The 15,939-nt window shown below is 72.2% G+C and carries 12 protein-coding genes; 6 read left to right on the forward strand and 6 right to left on the reverse strand.

Annotated elements, in window-relative coordinates:
- Positions 1-84 precede the first annotated feature (84 nt).
- Complete coding sequence (locus tag AB0E91_RS29980) at positions 85-906, forward strand: aminoglycoside phosphotransferase (RefSeq protein WP_361788283.1); 822 nt, start codon at positions 85-87, stop codon at positions 904-906.
- 39 nt (positions 907-945) lie between these two features.
- Here AB0E91_RS29980 and AB0E91_RS29985 read toward each other — a convergent pair whose 3' ends face one another.
- The 3 genes from AB0E91_RS29985 to AB0E91_RS29995 all read right to left on the reverse strand — a co-directional run bounded on the left by AB0E91_RS29985 (position 946) and on the right by AB0E91_RS29995 (position 3,326).
- A complete protein-coding gene (locus AB0E91_RS29985) occupies positions 946-1,572 on the reverse strand; it encodes a class F sortase (protein ID WP_361788285.1) in 627 nt (208 codons plus the stop codon).
- 129 nt (positions 1,573-1,701) lie between these two features.
- Positions 1,702-2,274: a hypothetical protein gene (locus tag AB0E91_RS29990; protein ID WP_361788287.1), complete on the reverse strand. Its 573-nt coding sequence runs from the start codon at positions 2,272-2,274 to the stop codon at positions 1,702-1,704.
- A gap of 374 nt (positions 2,275-2,648) precedes the next feature.
- Complete coding sequence (locus tag AB0E91_RS29995) at positions 2,649-3,326, reverse strand: ElyC/SanA/YdcF family protein (RefSeq protein WP_361788289.1); 678 nt, start codon at positions 3,324-3,326, stop codon at positions 2,649-2,651.
- Between the two features lie 192 nt (positions 3,327-3,518).
- Between AB0E91_RS29995 and AB0E91_RS30000 the strand changes: the two genes are divergently transcribed.
- The 5 genes from AB0E91_RS30000 (at position 3,519) to AB0E91_RS30020 (ending at position 9,841) form a co-directional block, all read left to right on the forward strand.
- Complete coding sequence (locus tag AB0E91_RS30000; protein ID WP_361788291.1) at positions 3,519-3,716, forward strand: hypothetical protein; 198 nt, start codon at positions 3,519-3,521, stop codon at positions 3,714-3,716.
- 81 nt (positions 3,717-3,797) lie between these two features.
- On the forward strand, positions 3,798-5,108 hold the full coding sequence (locus AB0E91_RS30005) for a deoxyguanosinetriphosphate triphosphohydrolase (RefSeq protein WP_361788293.1): 1,311 nt from the start codon (positions 3,798-3,800) through the stop codon (positions 5,106-5,108).
- A gap of 204 nt (positions 5,109-5,312) precedes the next feature.
- A complete protein-coding gene (locus AB0E91_RS30010; protein WP_361788295.1) occupies positions 5,313-6,578 on the forward strand; it encodes an FAD-dependent oxidoreductase in 1,266 nt (421 codons plus the stop codon).
- A gap of 47 nt (positions 6,579-6,625) precedes the next feature.
- Positions 6,626-8,533 (forward strand): DNA primase, encoded by a 1,908-nt coding sequence (dnaG, locus tag AB0E91_RS30015; protein ID WP_361788297.1) that lies wholly within the window; start codon positions 6,626-6,628, stop codon positions 8,531-8,533.
- A 75-nt stretch (positions 8,534-8,608) separates the two neighbouring features.
- Positions 8,609-9,841: an RNA polymerase sigma factor gene (locus AB0E91_RS30020; protein ID WP_361788299.1), complete on the forward strand. Its 1,233-nt coding sequence runs from the start codon at positions 8,609-8,611 to the stop codon at positions 9,839-9,841.
- A 257-nt stretch (positions 9,842-10,098) separates the two neighbouring features.
- Here the strand turns inward: AB0E91_RS30020 and AB0E91_RS30025 are convergent, their stop codons facing one another.
- From AB0E91_RS30025 to AB0E91_RS30035, 3 genes are all read right to left on the reverse strand, one after another.
- Positions 10,099-12,027, reverse strand: coding sequence for an ABC transporter ATP-binding protein (locus AB0E91_RS30025; RefSeq protein WP_361788301.1), 1,929 nt, complete (start codon positions 12,025-12,027; stop codon positions 10,099-10,101).
- Positions 12,027-13,760 carry an ABC transporter ATP-binding protein gene (locus AB0E91_RS30030; protein WP_361788303.1) on the reverse strand — a complete coding sequence of 578 codons (1,734 nt, stop codon included), beginning with the start codon at positions 13,758-13,760 and terminating at the stop codon, positions 12,027-12,029. Before AB0E91_RS30030 ends, AB0E91_RS30025 begins: the two co-directional genes overlap by 1 nt.
- Positions 13,761-13,943: 183 nt before the next feature.
- Positions 13,944-15,395: an FGGY family carbohydrate kinase gene (locus AB0E91_RS30035; protein ID WP_361788305.1), complete on the reverse strand. Its 1,452-nt coding sequence runs from the start codon at positions 15,393-15,395 to the stop codon at positions 13,944-13,946.
- Positions 15,396-15,939 lie beyond the last annotated feature (544 nt).

The raw sequence follows: 15,939 nt of genomic DNA on the forward strand, positions 1-15,939 counted from the left end.
GGCTTCCGGACGTTCTCCCGTCCGAAGTCCCCGCACCGCTGCCCGCCCACGCCCGCACCCGCTTCCGTGGAAGAGTGAAGCCCCATGGCGACCATCCGCATCGGCCTCGACCGGCTGCCGCCCGCCGCTCGCGCCGCCGTCGAAGAGCACACCGGGCCCCTTTTCGCGGTCGAGGAGGGCGCCGAGGGCTTCAACAGCGAGATCGCGGCCCGCGTCACCTCCGCCACGGGCACCTGGCACATCAAGGGCCTGCGCACTGATCACCCCCGTGCCTGGACCCAGTGCCGGGAGGCCGCCGTTGCCCCCTTCCTCACCGGCCTGGCTCCTGCCCTCCGCTGGCGCGTCGAGGCCGCCGGTTGGGATCTCCTTGGCTTCGAAGTTCTCGGCGGCCACCACGCCGACTACGCCCCCGGCTCCCCCGATCTCTCCGAAGTCGCCTCACTCCTGCGCCGTCTCGGCGAGACCTCCTGCCCCGGCATCGAGCTACGTCATGCCGAGCAGCGTCTGGAGCACTACGCCGCCCACCCCGACGACCTCCGCTTCTTCGCCGGGACCCACCTGCTCCACACCGACCTGAACAACGCCAACGTCCTCGTCGACGATCATGCTGCCGACGGCGATCGGGCCCGCCTGGTCGACTGGGCCTGGGCGACCCGTGGCGCGGCCTGGCTCGATGCCGGCTACTGGGTCATCTGGCTCATCGCCGCCGGTCACGCTCCCGCATCCGCCGAGCGCTGGGCCGCCGAGATCCCCTCCTGGCACACCGCCCCCGCCGAGGGCATCACCGCCTTCGCCGCCGCCAACGCCAACGTCTGGTCCGAGATCAGCGCGGCCGACCCCGACCCGTGGACCCTGCGCCTCGCGGCTGCCGCCACCGCCTGGCACGCACACCGCAGGACTGGTTGAACCGAACCCTCACGCGGTGCCTCTCGGGGCAGGTTGTGTTCAGCCGGGCCGGCTCCCCGTCAGATGCGCGAACACCACCACGTTCCCCTGATACCCCGTCGACTTGGAGTACCCGCCCCCACACGTGATGACCCGCAACTCCGGCCGCGCGGCCGCGCCGTAGACCTTCTCGTCCGGGAAGTTCTTCGCCGAGTAGACCTCGACGGCGTCGACCGCGAAGACCGCGATCGTGGCGTCCTCGCGGTCCACCTCGATCACCGCGCCCCGCTTCAGCGCGCCGAGGTCGTAGAAGACGGCGGGGCCTTCGGTGTTGTCGACGTGGCCCGCGACGACGGCGGTGCCGGTGGAGCCGGGGGCGGTGCCGGCCTCGTACCAGCCTGCCAGGTTTTTTTCCGCCGGGGGCGGGACGTCCAGGCTGCCGGAGGGGGTCAGGGCGAGGCCCATCAGGGGGGCGTTCACGTGGATCGCGGGGATGCGGACGCGGGTCGGCGGGGACGGGTCGAGGGCGGGGGCCGCGCTGTGTTCGGCGCCCGGTTCGGGGCGGCCCTCGGCGGCGGAGGGCTGGGGCGGGGCGTGCGGGCCGGTGCCGTTGCCGAGCAGCCAGACACCGGCAGCCAGCGCCACCACCGTCACGGCGGCTATCGCCGCGTCACCCAGTCTGCGCATGTGAACCCCCTTCCCGTGCACACGCCTCCCACGAGGCCAAACCCCCGTCCCCCTCCGGGCCACGAGGGGCATCGGACCCGGAGGGGGCGGGACGTGCGGTACCGGCCGACGGACAGCGGAGGGTGTCCGTCAGATCCCGTCGCCTCTCGCCCGGCGATGCAGGAGCCAGGTACCGCCCGCGGCGGCGACGGCCAGCGCCGCCACACCCGCCGCGGTCTGTGAGGGGCCGGGGCCTGGCGCCCCACCCACCCCGGTCTTCAGGCTGCCGCGCGGCTGCGTCTGCGGTCCCGCCGCGCTCAGCGCCACCTTCAGGTCGCCCCGCACCTGCCGGTCGTCCTCGGCACACCGCGCGACGATCTCGTACGTCCCCGGCTGCGCGCCCTCCGGCACCCGGAACTGGCCGATCGCCTCGCCCTCGTGCGTGCTCGGCGCCAGCGGGAACGTCCCGGACCCCACCGCGCCCGCGTCCCCGAGCGCGCCGCCCTGTCCGCCGCACGCCGCCGTGTTCACCGTGACCTGGCTGCCCGGCGTGGTCGTGGACGGGTACACCTGGAGGCCGCTCGCCGCGCCGCCCAGCCGCAGGTTTCCGGCCACGGCGGGCCGCAGCGGGGCCGCGTCCGCGTGGGCCGCCGGAGCGGTGGCGAGCCCCGCCGCGGCCGCGGCGAGCGCGGTACCTGTCAGCAGACGGGCGGTGCGACGCATGGTGCTCTCCAGGGCTTGTCCGACTCGTGGTGCGACTCGTCCAGGGGCGAGCGCCCCTGCCCTACCGAGGTAAAGGCCAGAGCGGCCGCCCCGCCTCCCGGGAACGCGGCCCCACTGCGGAGAACGGGTGGTCGTCACCGGCCCCACATGGGCTAGTGGCGGTGTATCGCAGCAGGTCAGGGGCGGGTACGGGGCGGAAGAGGAAGAGCACACGAATGGAGCGCCGGGCACAGATGAACGGGTGACCGGTCCGACGGGGCGTCAGCGGACCTCGGCCCGCTCCTCGTCATCGCCGGGACGCCGAGTGCCCGCCTTTCGTCACCGCCGCCACGCCAAGCCCCCGCTCCCCGTCACCCCCGTGACGCCAAGCCCCGTCACCCCCGTGACGCCAGCGCCCGCTCCACCCCCCGCTCCCTCGGCCCCAGGAACCGCGGATCGGGCCGGAACACCACGTCCAGGCTCGCCTTGGCCGCCGCGAAGACCTCGCGGGTGCCGCCGTAGTACCAGGTCGCGTCGTGTGGTTCGGAGACGCCGAGGCCGTACGAGCGGACGCCCGCCGCCTCGCAGAGGGCGACCGCGCGGCGGATGTGGAAGCCCTGGCTGATCAGGATCGCCCGGTTCACTCCGAAGACCTTGCGGGCGCGTACGCAGGAGTCCCAGGTGTCGAAGCCCGCGTAGTCCTCGACGATGCGGGTGGCGGGGACGCCGTGGCGGGTGAGGTAGGCGTGCATGGCGTCCGGCTCGTCGTAGTCGTCGCGGCTGTTGTCGCCGGTGACGAGGACGGCCTCGATCCGGCCCGCGCGGTAGAGGCGGGCCGCCGCGTCGAGGCGGTGCGCGAGGTACGGCGACGGCTCGCCGTCCCAGAGTCCGGCGCCGAAGACGACGGCGACCTGCTCGCGCGGTACGTCCGCGGCCGTCCGCAACCGGTCCGCCGTCGAGACGTACAGCCAGGCGGAGGGGAGCAGTGCCAGTACGCAGCCGGCCATGACGGCCTGGAGCAGACGCCGTTGCCCGCGCCGGGTGCGCGGCAGGCGGGGCGGGCGGATTTTCATACGGGCTCCCCGGGTGATCGTGTTCCGCCCAGGGAGACGCGCGGGAAGGGGATGCGGTTCACAGGGGCTGACCTGGTCGACTCGGTTCACAGCTGAACTGGTCGACTCGGTTCACACCCCACATCCCTGTACGCCGTGTGTCCGTGACGACACGGCAACGGACACGCAACGTCGCTGCGGCAGGATGCCCCCATGACGGTGCCGAATTTCCTCAGCGACGATCTCCCCGCCGACCTGGGCAGCACCGCCCACCTGATCAGCAGCATCGGCACCCAGCTCGCCCGCCGGCTGCGCGACGTCACCCCGCCCGGCTTCGTCCCGCCCGCCGACGGCGACGACCTCACCGCACTCACCCACACCGGCCCGGCCGTCGAACAACTCTCCGCCTGACACGCCCCCAAAAGACCGTCAAGCAGACAATCGCCCGCACCGCCTTCCCCGATCGTCACCGCCGCCGCTTACTGTCGAGGCATGGAAGGCACCGCACACCCCTCGACCGACGACGCCTACGACGCCGACATCGCCCACGGCTCCTACGACCCCGCGTCCACCGAGCGCTGGGCCCCCGAGCCCGACAAACGCCCCGGCCGCACCGCCTTCCAGCGCGACCGCGCCCGCATCCTGCACTCCGCCGCGCTGCGCCGCCTCGCGGGCAAGACCCAGGTCGTCACGCCGGGCACCCGCAGCCGCGCCTGGGACGCGAGCCCCCGTACCCGGCTCACGCACTCCCTGGAGTGCGCCCAGGTGGGCCGCGAGCTGGGCGCGGCCCTCGGCTGCGACCCCGACCTCGTCGAGGCCGCCTGCCTCGCGCACGACCTCGGCCATCCCCCCTTCGGCCACAACGGCGAACAGGCGCTGAACGAGTTCGCCGACGACATCGGCGGCTTCGAGGGCAACGCCCAGTCCCTCCGCCTCCTCACCCGCATCGAGCCCAAGCGCTTCACCCCCGAGGGCTCCGTCGGCCTCAACCTCACCCGCGCCACCCTCGACGCCGCCACCAAGTACCCCTGGCCGCGCGGCGCGAACCCGGCCGACCCCGCGTCCCCCAAGTTCGGCGTCTACGACGACGACCGCCCCGTTTTTGACTGGGTCCGCAAGGAGGCCCCCGGCACCCGCACCTGCTTCGAGGCCCAGGTCATGGACTGGTCCGACGACGTGGCGTACTCGGTGCACGACATCGAGGACGGCCTGCACGCCGGGCACATCGACCCCAACTGCCTCCAGGCGGAGCCCGAGAGACGCGCCGTCTTCGAGGTCGCCGTCGGCCGCTACGTCCCCGCCGACACCGATCCCGCCGAACTCGCCGCCGCCCTCGACCGCCTCCAGGACCAGGAGTGGTGGCCGCACGGCTACGACGGCACGGCGGCCGCGCAGGCCCGCCTCAAGGACGCCACCAGCCAGCTCATCGGCCGCTTCTGCCTCGCGGCGGAGGCCGGCACCCGGGAGGCGTACGGCACCGGGCGCCTGACCCGCTACGGCGCCGAACTCGTCGTACCCCGCGAGGCGCGCATGGAGTGCGCGGTGCTCAAGGCCGTCGCCGACCGGTACGTCATGCAGCGCGCGGAGCAGGAGCTGCTCCGCGCCGACCAGCGGATCGTCGTCGCGGAGCTGGCCGAGGCGCTGACCCGGCGCGCCCCGGAAGGGCTGGAGCCGCAGTTCCGGGCCCTGTTCGACGAGGCGTCCGACGACCATGCGCGCAAGCGGGTGATCGTCGACCAGATCGCCTCCCTGACCGACGCCTCGGCCCGCTCGCTGCACGCGAGACTCACCGGACGCGACTGACGGGACGCGACGGGACACGTCCGGACCGACCGGACGCGACCGGAGCGACGGGACACGGCCGACGGAGTGAGGCGGGAGCACCGGGCATATGTAGGAGGAACGTGCCTGCGGGTGGCCTGATCGGGTCACTCCCCCTTCCCGCGGCACGCCACGTGCGGGACGCTCCCCTGTGGCGGCAGGCGGCACCCTATGAGGAGGCATCAAGTGGTCGACGCGGATCAGACGTTCGTCATCGTCGGAGGCGGGCTCGCCGGGGCCAAGGCGGCCGAGACGCTCCGTGCGGAGGGCTTCACCGGCCGGGTGATACTGATCTGCGACGAACGCGACCATCCCTACGAGCGACCCCCGCTGTCCAAGGGCTATCTGCTCGGCAAGGAGGAGCGCGAGAGCGTCTTCGTGCACGAGCCCGCCTGGTACGCGCGCCACGACATCGAACTGCATCTCGGCCAGACCGTGGACGCGATCGACCGCGCCGCGAAGACCGTGCGCTTCGGCGACGACGGCACCCTCGTCCGCTACGACAAGCTGCTGCTCGTCACCGGCTCCGAGCCCCGCCGCCTGGAGGTCCCCGGCACCTCGCTCGCGGGCGTCCACCATCTGCGCCGCCTCTCCCACGCCGAGCGCCTCAAGGGCGTCCTCGCCGCCCTCGGCCGGGACAACGGCCACCTGGTGATCGCGGGCGCGGGCTGGATCGGCCTGGAGGTCGCGGCGGCGGCCCGCGAATACGGCGCCGAGGTCACCGTGATCGAGCCCGAACCGACCCCGCTGTACGGCGTCCTCGGCCCCGAGCTGGGCAACCTCTTCGCGGAGCTGCACCGCGAGCACGGGGTCCGCTTCCACTTCGGGGTCCGCCTCACCGGGATCGTCGGCCAGGACGGCGTCGTCCTCGCCGCCCGCACCGACGACGGCGAGGAGCACCCCGCGCACGACGTGCTCGCCGCCATCGGCGCCGCCCCGCGCACGGGCCTCGCCGAGGCCGCCGGGCTCGAGATCGCCGACCGCTCCCTCGGCGGCGGCATCGCGGTCGACGAGCGCCTGCGTACCTCCGACCCCGACATCCACGCCGCCGGAGACGTGGCCAGCTTCCCGCTCCCGCTCTTCGACACCCGGCTGCGCGTCGACCACTGGGCCAACGCCCTCAACGGCGGCCCGGCCGCCGCCCGCGCCATGCTCGGCCAGGACATCGCCTACGACCGGCTGCCGTACTTCTTCTCCGACCAGTACGACCTCGGCATGGAGTACAGCGGCTGGGCGCCCCCCGGCTCCTACGACCAGGTGGTGATCCGGGGCGACGCGGGCAAGCGCGAGTTCATCGCGTTCTGGGTGCGCGAGGGCCGGGTGCTGGCCGGGATGAACGTCAACGTGTGGGACGTCACAGAGCCGATCCAGCGGCTGGTGCGATCCCGGGCCGTGGTGGACACCGAGGCCCTGGCGGACCCGCACGTCCCGCTCGCGGAGCTGGTGCCCTGAGGTCTCCGCGCGCGGGGAAGGCCGCCGGACCCCCGTAGAATTCATCCGTGGCAGGACGGATCAACGACGAGGACGTGAAGGCGGTACGGGACGCGGTCCCGATCGACGCCGTGGTCTCCGAGTACCTCCAGCTGCGCAACGCGGGCGGCGGCAACCTCAAGGGTCTCTGCCCCTTCCACGACGAGAAGTCCCCGTCCTTCCAGGTCAGCCCGAGCAAGGGTCTCTTCCACTGCTTCGGCTGCCAGGAGGGCGGCGACACGATCACCTTCGTCATGAAGGTGGACCACCTCTCCTTCTCCGAGGCCGTCGAGCGCCTCGCGGGCCAGGCCGGGATCACGCTGCGCTACGAGGAGGGCGGGTACAACCCCGCCCACCAGCGCGGCGAGCGCATCCGCCTGGTCGAGGCGCACAAGATCGCCGCCCAGTGGTACGCGGAACAGCTCGCCACCAGCCCCGAGGCCGACACCGGCCGGATCTTCCTCGCCGAGCGCGGCTTCGACCAGGCCGCCGCCGTCCACTTCGGCGTCGGCTACAGCCCCCAGGGCTGGGACCACCTCACCCGCTACCTGCGCGGCAAGGGCTTCAGCGACAAGGAACTGATCCTCTCCGGGCTCGCCCAGGACGGCCGCCGGGGCCCCATCGACCGCTTCCGGGGCCGTCTGATGTGGCCCATCCGCGACATCGGCGGCGACGTCGTCGGCTTCGGCGCCCGCAAGCTCTACGAGGCGGACAACGGGCCCAAGTACCTCAACACCCCCGACACCGCGATCTACAAGAAGTCGCAGGTCCTCTACGGCATCGACCTCGCCAAGCAGCAGATCGCCAAGTCCAGCCGGGCCGTCGTCGTCGAGGGCTACACCGACGTCATGGCCTGCCACCTCGCCGGTGTGACGACGGCCATCGCGACCTGCGGCACCGCCTTCGGCGGCGACCACATCAAGATCCTGCGCCGGCTGCTCATGGACAACGGCTCGGCCCGCGTGATCTTCACCTTCGACGGCGACGCCGCCGGACAGAAGGCCGCGCTGCGCGCCTTCGAGGACGACCAGAAGTTCGCCGCCGAGACCTACATCGCCATCGCCCCCGACGGCATGGACCCCTGCGAACTCCGCCTCGCCAAGGGCGACGAGGCGGTCGCCGACCTGACCGAACCCCGCACCCCGCTCTTCGAGTTCGCGCTCCGCCAGATCGTGGCGCGCTACGACCTCGACACCCCGGCGGGCCGCGCGGCCGCGCTGGACGAGGCCGCGCCGGTCGTCGCCCGCATCAAGAACAGCGGCGCCCAGCACGAGGTCGCCGTGGACCTCGCGGGCATGCTCGGCATCCTCGACACCCAGTTCGTCGTCAAGCGCGTCGCCCAACTCGCCCGCTGGGCAAGGGATCGCGGCGGCAAGGGCGCCCCGCCGCAGGCGAACCGCGCCTCCCAGCAGCAGTGGGAGACGACCCCCCGGCCGACGAGTTCGGGACCCGCGCTCACCCTGCGCAACCCGGTCTTCGCCGCCGAACGCGAACTGCTCAAACTCGCCCTCCAGCGGCCCGAGTTGGTCTCCCCGGCCTTCGACGCCTACGGCATCGACGAGTTCACGGCAGCCCCCTATGCCGCCGTACGCCAGACCATCGCGGAGACGGGCGGTGCCGAGTACGGCGTGACCGATCCGCAGGAGTATTTGGTCCGGGTCCGCGAGGCCGCGCCCGACGACACCGTGCGCGCCATGGTCACCGAACTCGCCGTCGAGCCGATCCTGCGCCGCACCGTGGACGACATTTACGCGGGCACCGTCCTCGTCGTCATCCGCCGCCGCGCGGTCGAGCGCCGCATCCAGGACGTCCAGTCCCAGCTGGCCCGTCTCGCCAACGGCGGCGACCCCGCGCAACTGGCCTCCGTGCAGAATGAATTGTGGGTCCTCCAGCAGTACGACCAGGCGTTGCGCGCTCACGGAGCGGACGCGCTCTAGTCCCTCGGGGCCTCAGGATCACCACGCGGTCACGGACCGGACGCAAAAAGTCACCGCACGCCCCTCGTGGCGGGGATGTGTCGTACCCCACACTGGGTGCGGTGCCCCAGCCCCCCGGAGCGCAGGCCGCGACTCATCCTGGAGGTCGCCCCCGTGCGGACCCACACGCTCACCAAGACCGCAGGAGCCGTCACACCCCCCGGTGACGAGCCCGACGCGGAGACGGACGTACTCATGGCCGTACCCTCGCAGGGCGGCCCCCGCCGGGAGGCGGAACCCGAGGAGACCCACGAGCCCGCCGAACCCCCGGCGGACGCCCTGAGCGGCGACGAACCCGCATCCGAGCCCGAACGCGAACCCGCCGCGACGCGTGCCGCCGTCCAGACCGAGACCGGCGGGCCCTCCGCCGACCTGTTCCGCCAGTACCTGCGCGAGATCGGCCGTATCCCGCTGCTCACCGCCGCCGAGGAGGTCGAACTCGCCCGCCGCGTCGAGGCCGGGCTCTTCGCCGAGGAGAAACTGAGCGGCACCCCCGACCTGGACAGCCACCTCGCCGGCGACCTCGACCGGCTCGTCGTCCTCGGCCGCATCGCCAAGCGCCGCCTGATCGAGGCCAACCTCCGCCTCGTCGTCTCCGTCGCCAAACGCTACGTCGGCCGCGGCCTGACCATGCTCGACCTCGTCCAGGAGGGCAACCTCGGCCTCATCCGCGCGGTGGAGAAGTTCGACTACGCGCGCGGCTACAAGTTCTCCACGTACGCCACGTGGTGGATTCGGCAGGCGATGTCGCGTGCGCTGGCGGATCAGGCCCGGACGATTCGTGTCCCCGTGCACGTGGTCGAACTCATCAACCGCGTCGTCCGTGTGCAGCGGCGGATGCTTCAGGAGCGGGGGTACGAGCCGACTCCCGAGGAAGTCGGGGCGCAGCTGGAGCTTCCCCCTGAGCGGGTCCGTGAGGTTCTTCGGCTTGCTCAGGAGCCGGTGTCCTTGCACGCGCCGGTCGGTGAGGAGGACGAGGTCGCCCTCGGGGATCTCATCGAGGACGGGGATGCGGCTAGTCCTGTGGAGACGGCGGCGTTCTTGCTTCTGCGCCAGCACTTGGACGCGGTGCTTTCCACTCTTGGGGAGCGGGAGCGGAAGGTTGTTCAGCTGCGGTACGGGTTGGCTGACGGTCGGCCTCGTACGTTGGAGGAGATTGGGCGGCTCTTCGGGGTGACCCGGGAGCGGATTCGGCAGATCGAGTCCAAGACGCTCGGTAAGCTCCGCGATCACACGTATGCGGATCAGCTTCGGGGCTATCTGGACTGATGCCGGGTGCGGGTCCGTCGTGGCTTGTCGCGCAGTTCCCCGCGCCCCCAAAAGACAAAGGGCTGGCCGCCGCTGCTGCCTGCGGGGCCGTCGTGGCTGATCGCGCAGTTCCCCGCGCCCCTAAAAGAAAAAAGCCTGCCCGTCCCCCCGCCCCCTGCTGCGGGCAGTCGTGCCTCCCCCAGTGCCTTAAGGGCCTGGGAGGTGCCCCCAGGCGGCACGGGTGGGCGCAGCGGCACCCACCCGGCCGCCCGCAGGGCTCAGTCCACCTCGGCAACCGCCTGCGCGAACTGGGCCTTGTACAAACGGGCGTACGCGCCGTCCGCTGCCAACAGCTCCGCGTGCGCGCCCTGTTCGACGATCGAGCCGTTCTCCATGACCAGGATCGTGTCCGCGTCCCGGATGGTGGAGAGCCGGTGGGCGATGACGAACGACGTGCGGCCGTCGGCGAGTTTGGCCATCGCCTTCTGGATGAGGACCTCGGTGCGGGTGTCGACGGAGCTGGTCGCCTCGTCGAGGACGAGGATCACCGGCTCGGAGAGGAACGCCCGGGCGATGGTGATGAGCTGCTTCTCGCCCGCGCTGACGCCGGTGCCCTCGTCGTCGATGACGGTGTCGTAGCCGTCGGGGAGGGTGCGGATGAAGCGATCGGCGTGGGCGGCGCGTGCCGCCTCCTCGATCTCGCCCCGGGTGACCTCGCGAGAGGACCCGTACGCGATGTTCTCCGCGATCGTGCCGCCGAACAGCCAGGTGTCCTGGAGCACCATGCCGATGGTGGAGCGCAGCTCGTCGCGGGTCATCCCGCGGACGTCGACCCCGTCGAGGGTGATGCGGCCCCCGGAGACCTCGTAGAACCGCATGAGCAGGTTGACCAGCGTGGTCTTGCCCGCGCCGGTCGGGCCGACGATGGCGACCGTCTGACCGGGCTCGACCTTGAGCGAGAGGTCCTCGATGAGCGGCTTGTCGGGGTCGTAGCGGAAGGAGACGTTCTCCAGCCGGACCCGGCCGCGCAGCTCGTCGGGGCGTACGCCCGGCACCGGGTCCGCCTCCTGCTCCTCGGCGTCCAGCAGCTCGAAGACCCGCTCGGCCGAGGCGACGCCCGACTGCACCAGGTTCGCCATCGACGCGACCTGGGTCAGCGGCATCGAGAACTGCCGCGAGTACTGGATGAACGCCTGCACGTCACCGATGGACAGCGAGCCCGAGGCGACCCGCAGACCGCCGACCACGGCCACCAGGACGTAGTTGAGGTTCGAGACGAACATCATCAGCGGCTGCATGACCCCGCTGTTGAACTGCGCCTTGAAACCGGCCTCGTAGAGCTGCTCGTTCTGCTCGGCGAACTGCTTCGCCGACTCCTCCTGGCGGCCGAACACCTTCACCAGGGTGTGCCCGGTGTACATCTCCTCGATGTGCGCGTTCAGCGCGCCGGTGGTCCGCCACTGCTGCACGAAGTGCGGCTGCGAGCGCTTGCCGACCCGGGTCGCCACCACGAAGGACAGCGGCACGGTCACCAGCGCGACGAGCGCCAGGATCCAGGAGACGTAGAACATCATCGCGAGCACGCCCACGATGGTCAGCACCGCGTTGATCAGCTGGCCCAGCGACTGCTGGAGCGTCTGGCCGATGTTGTCGATGTCGTTCGTGGCGCGGGAGAGCACCTCGCCGCGCTGGCGCTGGTCGAAGTACGACAGCGGCAGCCGCGACAGCTTGTCCTGCACGTCCTCGCGCATCCGCAGCATCGTGCGGTTCACGGTCCGGTTGACCAGCCGCGTCGCCACCGCCATCAGCAGACCGGCGACCAGGAAGGTGACCAGGGCGAGCAGCAGGACGTCGCCCACCGCGCCGAAGTCGATCCCCTGGCCCGGGGTGAAGTCGGTGCTGCGCAGCATGTCCGCGACGGTGCCCTGGCCGTGCGCGTGCAGGTTGCTCAGCACCTGCTCCTTGGTGCCCCCGGCCGGCATCTGCCGGCCGATGATCCCGGCGAACACCAGGTCGGTGGCGTTGCCGAGGATCTTCGGACCGATCACGTTCAGCGCCACGCTGCCGACCACACAGGCCAGCAGGGTGTAGATGGTGCCGCGCTCGGGGTGGAAGCGTGCCATCAGCCGCTTGCCCGAACCCTTGAAGTCCATCGAGCGCTGGTCCGGGCCGCCCCCGGCCATCATGCGTCCCATGGGCCCGGCCATCAGGCAGCCTCCGCTTCCGTGAGCTGGGAGAGCACGATCTCCCGGTAGGTCTCGTTGCCCGCCATGAGCTCGTGGTGGCGGCCCGAGCCGACCACCCGGCCCTCGTCCAGGACGATGATCCGGTCGGCGTCCCGGATGGTCGCCACCCGCTGGGCGACGATCACGACGGTCGCCTCCGAGGTCTCCTCCGCGAGCGCGGCACGCAGCGCCGCGTCCGTCGCGTAGTCGAGCGCGGAGAAGGAGTCGTCGAAGAGGTAGATCTCCGGTCGCTGGACCAGGGTGCGCGCGATGGCCAGCCGCTGGCGCTGACCGCCGGAGACGTTGGTGCCGCCCTGCGCGATCGGGGCGTTCAGACCGCCCTCCAGCTTCGAGACGAAGTCCTTGGCCTGCGCCACCTCAAGGGCCTGCCACAGCTCCTCGTCGGTCGCGTCCGGGTTGCCGTAGCGCAGGTTGGTGGCGACCGTGCCCGCGAACAGGTACGGCTTCTGCGGCACCAGGCCGACCGTGCGCGCGAGCAGCGTGGGCTCGGCCTCGCGTACGTCCACGCCGTCCACAAGGACCTGGCCCTCGGTGGCGTCGAACAGCCGGGGGACCAGGCCGAGCAGGGTGGACTTGCCGCTGCCGGTCGAGCCGATCACGGCCGTCGTCTCGCCCGGGCGGGCCACCAGGTCCACGGAGCGCAGCACCGGCTCCTCGGCACCCGGGTAGCGGAAGCCCGCGCCCCGGATCTCCAGATGCCCGTGCCCGCGCAGCTCGGTCACCGGCGCGAGCGGCGGGACGACGCTGGACTCGGTGCCCAGCACCTCCTGGACGCGCTCGGCGCAGACCTCGGCGCGCGGCACCATCATGAACATGAAGGTGGCCATCATCACGGACATCACGATCTGCATCAGATAGGCGAGGAACGCCGTCAGGTCGCCGATCTGCATCCCGCCGCTGTCGATGCGGTGGGCGCCGAACCAGACCACCGCGATGGACGACACGTTCACCACGGTCATCACGATCGGGAACATCAGCGCCAGCATCCGGCCGGTGGCCAGCTGCATCTCGGTCAGTTCGGCGTTGGCGCGGCCGAACCGCTCGCGCTCGTAGCGGTCGCGCACGAAGGCGCGGATCACGCGGTTGCCGGTGATCTGCTCGCGCAGCACCCGGTTCACCGTGTCCAGACGGGTCTGCATCGAGCGGAACAGCGGGCGAAGGCGGCGCACGATCAGCGCCACGCAGACGGCCAGCACCGGGACGACGGCCACGAGCACCGCCGACAGCGGCACGTCCAGGCCGAGCGCCAGCACGACCCCGCCGACACACATGATGGGCGCCGAGACCATCAGGGTGAACGTCATCAGGACCAGCATCTGGACCTGCTGCACGTCGTTCGTCGTACGGGTGATGAGCGAGGGCGCCCCGAAGTGACCCAGCTCACGCGAGGAGAAGGACTGCACCCGGTCGAAGACCGCGCCGCGCACGTCCCGGCCCAGCGCCGAGGCGGTACGGGCGCCGTAGTACACGGCGCCGATGTTGCACACGACCTGGACCAGCGAGATGCCGATCATCAGGGCGCCGAAGGACAGGATGTAGCCCGTGTCGCCCTTCACGACACCGTTGTCGATGATGTGCGCGTTGAGGGTCGGCAGGTAGAGCGTGGCGCAGGTCTGCAGGAACTGCAGCGCCACCAGGAAGGCGATGGGTTTCTTGTAGGGCCTGAGGTAGGTCCGCAGAAGTCGTATGAGCACGCTGGTCTCTCGGAGTCGGCGGTGGGGCGGGGGTGCCTGCCCCTGGCCCTATCGTCGGACACTCCACCCGCGTTACCTCAACCGAATTAACCCGTCAGGCTGCCCTGTTGAGCTGTGGGCTGAAACGCCTCCGGACGGGTGAGGTTCACGACTCCGCGTCCGCGTGCCCACGCGTGAGCGGGCCTACCGGAACGCCCCCGGGTGGATCTGCTCCCGCACCGACGTGTACTGCTGGCGCACCGCCTGACCCACGGCCAGGTCGTCGCCCGGCTCAAGGACCTGCGCGGCCGCGCCCTGCCAGGCCGGCGGGGTGCGCGGGTCGAGCGTGCCCTGGGCCGCGCCGAGCGCCCACGCGGCCTGGCGGGCGGCGCCGAGCGCGGCGTAGTCGGCGGGCTGCGGTACGACCACCTGGGCGCCGAACAGCGCGGGCGCCACCGCCTGTACGGCGGGCAGTTCGGCGGCCTGCCCCAGCAGGAAGATCCGCCGCACCTCCACGCCCCGGCCGCGCAGCACGTCCAGCGCGTCCGCGAGGCCGCAGAGCATCCCCTCGAAGGAGGCCCGCGCCAGGTGCTCGGGCTTCATGGACTCGCGCCGGAGACCGGCCAGGGTGCCCGCCGTGTGGGGGAGGTCCGGGGTGCGCTCGCCCTCCAGGTACGGGAGCAGGACGAGGCCGTGCGAGCCCGGCGTGGACTTCATCGCCAGCTCGGACAGGCTCTCCAGGTCGGGCAGGCCGAGCAGTTCGGCGGTGCCGCGCAGGGCCCGTACGGCGTTCAGGGTGGTGACGACCGGCAGATGCATACCGGTGGCGTCGGCCAGAGAGGTGATCATCCCGGACTGGTCGGCCAGCGCCCCCGGGTGCACGGCCATCACGGACCCGGACGCGCCGAGCGAGACGACCGCGTCCCCGAAGCCGATGCCGAGTCCGAAGGCGGCGGCCATGGTCTCGCCGGTCCCGGCGGAGATCAGCAGCCCCTCCGGGGTCGTACCGGCCGCCTCGGCCGGACCCAGTACGTCGGGCAGCGCCACCTGGTGGCCGAGGGCCAGCTCGACCAGGTCGGGCCGGTAGCCGCCGGTCGCGGCGGACCAGTACCCGGTGCCCGAGGCGCCGCCCCGGTCGGTCGTACGGCGCACCGGGCGGCCCAGGAGCTGCCAGACCAGCCAGTCGTGCGCCTGGAGCAGCAGGGCGGTGCGGCGGGCGTTCTCCGGCTCGTTCTTGGCCAGCCAGCGCAGCTTGGTCACCGGCTGGGCGGCCTGCGGCACGCACCCGACGGCCTGCGCCCACGCCTCCCGGCCGCCGAGCGCGTCGAGCAGGTCGGCGGCGGCCACCTGGGCGCGCTTGTCGGCGCCGGTCATCGCGGGGCGCACGGTGTTCCCCTGCGCGTCCAGCGGGATCACCGCGTTCTGCTGCGCCGAGACCCCGATGGCCTGCACCCCCTCCAGCAGCCCACTCCCCGCGGCCTCGCCCAGCGACAGCAGCCACGCCTGCGGGTCCACGTCACTCGGCCGCCGACCGCCCTCGGGCACCTCGATCGGATGCGGCGCGTACCCCTGACGGATCACGGCACCCGTGTCCGTGTCACAGACGACGATGCGAGTGAAGGCGGGTGAGCTGTCCAGCCCGGCGACTATCCCCATGTCTCAAATTCTGCCGTAGCGCCGCGCCTGCTCGGGCCAGGGTGGCGGAGGAGGGGGCGGATGCGGGTGGGCTGTGGCAGGGGTGGGGGGTGTTGACGTGGGGTGGGAGGGGCTGCGGGGTGGGCGGTGGAAGGTGTGGCGGGATGTGTCTGGGGCGGGGTGTGGGGCGGGAGTTGGGATGCGGTGGTGGTTGTGGTGGGGGGTGGGGTGGTCGTGCTGAGGCCGGGGGCGAGATGTGGCGGCGCGGGGCGGGGCGGGAGCGAGTCCGGGGGGCGGCGGCGCTCCGAGGGCTCGGGCACCGGGCCGGGCGTGCCTGGGTGCAGGAGGGCGGAGCGTGGCCCCGGGGTGGATGCCCGGGGGTGAGACGGCGGGGGGACTTCGGGGCGTCTGGGGGTGGGGAGCGCGTCGGCGGAGCCGGATTCGCGTGGGCGGGGCGTGCCCGACGGCGAGTGCCAGGGACCTGGAGGTACGTAGTCCGGGGCGGGGGGGGGGGGGGGCGGCGGGGGGGGGGGGGGCCGGGGGGGGGGGGGGGGCGCCGCGGGGC

This window comes from Streptomyces sp. NPDC026659 (assembly GCF_040638245.1).
GTDB lineage: Bacteria > Actinomycetota > Actinomycetes > Streptomycetales > Streptomycetaceae > Streptomyces.

Coding starts and splice junctions, on each gene's coding strand:
- AB0E91_RS29995 (WP_361788289.1), bottom strand. CDS start 3,326: ATGAAAATCCGCCCGCCCCGCCTGCCGCGCACCCGGCGCGGGCAACGG.
- AB0E91_RS30025 (WP_361788301.1), bottom strand. CDS start 12,027: ATGGCCGGGCCCATGGGACGCATGATGGCCGGGGGCGGCCCGGACCAG.
- AB0E91_RS29980 (WP_361788283.1), top strand. CDS start 85: ATGGCGACCATCCGCATCGGCCTCGACCGGCTGCCGCCCGCCGCTCGC.
- AB0E91_RS30020 (WP_361788299.1), top strand. CDS start 8,609: ATGTGTCGTACCCCACACTGGGTGCGGTGCCCCAGCCCCCCGGAGCGC.
- AB0E91_RS29990 (WP_361788287.1), bottom strand. CDS start 2,274: ATGCGTCGCACCGCCCGTCTGCTGACAGGTACCGCGCTCGCCGCGGCC.
- AB0E91_RS30005 (WP_361788293.1), top strand. CDS start 3,798: ATGGAAGGCACCGCACACCCCTCGACCGACGACGCCTACGACGCCGAC.
- AB0E91_RS30035 (WP_361788305.1), bottom strand. CDS start 15,395: ATGGGGATAGTCGCCGGGCTGGACAGCTCACCCGCCTTCACTCGCATC.
- AB0E91_RS30000 (WP_361788291.1), top strand. CDS start 3,519: ATGACGGTGCCGAATTTCCTCAGCGACGATCTCCCCGCCGACCTGGGC.
- AB0E91_RS29985 (WP_361788285.1), bottom strand. CDS start 1,572: ATGCGCAGACTGGGTGACGCGGCGATAGCCGCCGTGACGGTGGTGGCG.